This window comes from Synechococcus sp. OH2 (genome assembly GCF_047462155.1).
Lineage (GTDB): Bacteria > Cyanobacteriota > Cyanobacteriia > Thermostichales > Thermostichaceae > Thermostichus.
On the sequence record NZ_JANSIR010000106.1, the window covers coordinates 13,790 to 17,797 of the forward strand.

Below are 4,008 nucleotides of genomic sequence, written 5' to 3' on the forward strand. Positions count from 1 at the left end.
GTAAGGTTGTGGGAGAGATCCTCGTGGCTGCGAATGCTGGCCGCCGCTCCCTGCAAAGCTAGGCGCTCCAGCAGCTCCAGACGAGCTCGCTCCGCTGGGGTCCAAGTGTACTTTTGCCCAGGCTGGGCCACCGCTGCCCTTAGGCGGGCCTCAAACTCGGCCTGTTCCTGCTGCCGCTGCTGGGTGACGGCAATTTGATGGCGGATTTCCTTCACCTGCGCCGGGGTACGCGGCTCGTAGCCTTCCCCCTTTGCCTTAAAGTAGATGAAATCCTCACTCAAAAGGCGGTAAGCAGCATAAGTAGAGACCGGAGAATCGTCGGAAAACAACAACTGGGCCATCTCCGACAGGCTCAGGGGCCGGCGCTCCTCCTGAACCAATTCCCAGGCCAAAGCCAAACTTTCGGGATCCAACTTCGCCTGCACCGCCTGCCAAAAGCCCGGGATATCCGCCACCGTAAAGCTGGAATTGCCGTTCAAGGCAAAGGTAATTTGGCGAGGGTGAACGCTGTGCACCTGCCCCGACGCTACGCCCAGCAGTAGGTTCTTTTTGCCCTCGGTGCCCTGAACTACGGCCAACACACGGTCGTTATTGTGGCGAAACTCCACCAGTGTGCCCTTTTCCACCCTTTCTCCCCATGTCGGCTGTTGTTGAAGTGCAGGCTTTCCTCCATTTTCCACCAGCTCTGCCCGCCTGCCCACGCGGAAACCCCGGCCAGAAGACACGCAGACACGAGAACTGGCAATCTTTGCAGATAAATACCTAAGGAGAATATGGGTATACGGTACTATGTATACATAAGACACCTACGGGATACAGGCCTTCCGGTAGAGTATGGTTACGTATTCCACACCGCGATTCCAAGGGAGGGGCAAGTTCTGACAAGTTTCTAGGATCAAGTTACCAACTGGGATCCCCAAATTGCGTAGAGATACTGTTGCCAGCATTTCTCAAGCATGCAGTTTCCACTTCCATATGGTATTCTGGGCTCTGAGGGTAGGATACAGTTACCCCAGGCTGCTACTTAGTTAAGCTAGGGGTGTGCCATAAGAGGGCACCCATTGTGGTTTCTTTTCCCTAGACAAAGTTAGGGAAGGAGAGCCGTGCTTTTTCCCCCTTCTAGCGCTCAAAAGGTCAGCCGTGGACAACCCAAAGCGACTGTTGCTTGTCGATGACGATCCCAACCTGATCCTGCTGGTAAAGGACTACCTGGAGTTTCGCGGTTACGAGGTGGTGGCGGCGAGCAACGGTCAAGAAGGGTTAGAGGCGATGCGCCATTTCACTCCGGATTTGATCATCTGCGATGTGATGATGCCGGAGATGGATGGCTACACGTTCGTCCAGACCATTCGCTCCAACAGCGCGACGGACTGGATCCCGGTGATTTTTTTGTCGGCGCGCGGGCAAACAGCCGATCGGGTGCGCGGGCTCAACACGGGGGCAGATGTTTACCTGGTCAAGCCCTTTGAAGCGGAAGAGCTGGTGGCCCAGGTGGAGTCGGTTCTCAAGCACACGGAGCGCCTGTTGCAAATGCGAAGTGTCGGCATTCAGCCGGTCATCAAGCTGGATCGGGAAATTGAGCTGACCCCCACGGAAACCAAGGTGCTCCAGCATGTGGCCAGGGGGATGTCCAACCGCGAGATTGCCGAGGTGATGGGGGTGAGCCAGCGCACCGTCGAAAGCCATGTCAGCAACATGCTGGCCAAAACTGGCCTGCACAACCGCACCGAGCTGGCCCGCTGGGCCCTCGAAAGTGGTTTGGGCAGGGGCTGAGGGGCCGCCGAGAGAACTTCTGCTGTCCAGTGGGGGGGCAAGCTGTGGGCCTCACTGGGCGGTGGCGAAAGGTGGCCAGGAGGAGGGGGAATCCCTCAACTTTTCTGCCCTTGTCTGTCGTTTTGGCAGCAAACTGAAGAAAGTGAGGTAACCGGTCAGGGTGCCTTTGTCCACTACGGTCTAGAACCCATGGGATCCCGTTCCCCGCGTCCGGCCCGACCCATCCGCTCCGGCCACTATCCGGCCAAAGAGCTGTGCAGCCAGTGCGGCCTCTGCGATACCCGCTATGTTGCCTACGTCAAAGAAGCCTGTGCCTTCTTAAACCAGCAGTTTACCCACCTGGAAGAGCAAACCCACGGGCGATCCCGAGAGTCGCTGCGCTTCGAGTCGGCTGCCGTCAGCGACAGCGACTACTTCGGCGTCTACGAGGCAATGTACACGGCCCGCAGGCGGGATCCAATCCCGGGTGCCCAGTGGACGGGCATCGTCAGCAGCATCGGCATGAAGGCCCTCAGCAGCGGCCTAGTAGAAGGGGTGGTGTGCGTGCAGGCGGATCCCCAGGATCGCTTTCAGCCGCGGCCTGTCTTGGCGCGTACTCCGGAGGCGGTTTTGGCGGCGCGGGTTAACAAGCCAACCCTATCCCCCAATCTCTCCGTGCTGGAGCAGGTGGAGCAAAGTGGCCTCAAGCGCCTCTTGGTTATCGGGGTGGGCTGTCAGATCCAGGCTTTGCGGGCGGTGGAGAAAAAGCTGGGCCTAGAGAGGCTTTACGTGCTGGGCACGCCCTGTGTGGACAATGTCAGCCGCGCCGGCCTGCAGAAGTTTTTGGAAACCACCAGCCGCTCCCCGCAGACGGTGGTGCACTACGAGTTCATGCAGGACTTCCACATCCACTTCAAACACGAAGACGGCTCGGTGGAAAAGGTGCCTTTTTTTGGCCTCAAGACCAAAGAACTCAAGGACGTGTTTGCCCCCTCTTGCCTTACCTGTTTCGACTACGTCAACGGCCTGGCAGATCTGGTGGTGGGCTACATGGGATCCCCCTTTGGCTGGCAGTGGCTGCTGGTGCGCAACTCTCGCGGGCGGGAGCTCTTGGATCTGGTTTGGGAAGAGCTGGAAACCCAAGCGGTGATCTCGCAGGGATCCCGGCGGGCGGCAGTACAACAGGGGATCCAAGCCTACGAGCAGGCTCTGAGCCTGCCCATGTGGCTGGCTCGGATCCTGGGGGCGGCAATCCAGCGCTTTGGGCCGCGTGGCCTGGAATATGCCCGCTTTTCCATTGATTCCCACTTTGTCCGCAACTATCTCTACCTGCGCCGCCACTATCCCCACAAGTTGGAGCAGCATGTCCCTCCCTTTGCCCGGCGCATCGTAGAGCAGTACCAACTCCCCTCTCCCTAAGGGAGAGGGGTTGGGGGTGAGGGCAACTCCCTTAGGGAGAGGGGTTGGGGGTGGTCGCGTGAGCGGCGCGGAGCGCTTGGGCAACTCCCTTGGGGAGAGGGGTCGGGGGTCAGCAATAGCGGATCCCGGCTTCCGCCCAGCGGTCGATGGCCTGGCCCAAGCGCTCGCAATCGGCAATCAGGCTAATTCGCACATAGCCTTCCCCCCCTTCCCCAAAGGCGTTGCCGGGGGTTACGACCACGCCCGTAGATTCCAGCACCCGCAGGGCAAACTCCGTCGATCCCTCGGGAGTGCCGTCGGCAGCGCGGGGGGTCGGGATCCAGAGGTACATCGTCGCCCGCGGCGGCTCAATCTGCCAGCCCAGCTCCGCCAGGCGGCTAATGAGATAGTCGCGCCGGCGGCGGTAGCGCTCCTGCACCTGCTGTAGGTAGCTCTCTGGCAGGGCCAAAGCCGTCTCGGCCGCCTTCTGCAGTGCGCCAAAAATGCCGTAGTCGAGGTTGGTTTTCAGGGTGCGCAGGCTCTGGATGATCTGGCGGTTGCCCACCACAAAGCCCACCCGCCAGCCAGCCATGTTGTAGGTTTTGGAGAGGGTGTGGAACTCCACGGCCAAGTCCTTGGCGCCGGGGATCTGCAGCAGGCTGGTGGGTCGATAGCCGTCAAAGGCCAGCTCCGCGTAGCACAGGTCGTGCACCAGAATGAGCTCATAGCGGTGGGCAAAGGCCACCACTTCTTCAAAAAAAGAGCGGGGCGCCACCGCCGCCGTTGGGTTGTTGGGGTAGTTGAAGTAGAGCACCCGCGCCTGCTTGGCCACCTCCGGCGGGATCTCCTGCAGGTCAA

At 60.0% G+C, this 4,008-nt stretch carries 3 protein-coding genes and 1 pseudogene; 2 read left to right on the top strand and 2 right to left on the bottom strand.

Annotated elements, in window-relative coordinates; translation table 11 throughout:
- Window positions 1–626: pseudogene (locus NW835_RS10650) on the bottom strand (RNB domain-containing ribonuclease); the annotation flags it as partial.
- 514 nt (window positions 627–1,140) lie between these two features.
- On the opposite strand from NW835_RS10650, the gene NW835_RS10655 reads away from it, so the two are divergent.
- Together NW835_RS10655 and NW835_RS10660 are read left to right on the top strand one after the other, a co-directional pair.
- Window positions 1,141–1,773 (top strand): response regulator transcription factor, encoded by a 633-nt coding sequence (locus NW835_RS10655; protein ID WP_414363830.1) that lies wholly within the window; start codon window positions 1,141–1,143, stop codon window positions 1,771–1,773.
- Window positions 1,774–1,962: 189 nt separating this feature from the next.
- Entirely contained in the window at window positions 1,963–3,171 is a 1,209-nt protein-coding gene (locus NW835_RS10660; RefSeq protein WP_414415270.1) for a Coenzyme F420 hydrogenase/dehydrogenase, beta subunit C-terminal domain, read from the top strand.
- Between the two features lie 109 nt (window positions 3,172–3,280).
- Here NW835_RS10660 and NW835_RS10665 read toward each other — a convergent pair.
- Window positions 3,281–4,008, bottom strand: a 728-nt coding sequence (locus NW835_RS10665; RefSeq protein ID WP_414415271.1) for an aminotransferase class I/II-fold pyridoxal phosphate-dependent enzyme, incomplete at its 5' end; no start/stop codon positions are given.

What these genes read in the sequence shown, in the direction of transcription:
- NW835_RS10660 (WP_414415270.1), top strand. Translation starts at nt 1,963, where the DNA reads ATGGGATCCCGTTCCCCGCGTCCGGCCCGACCCATCCGCTCCGGCCAC.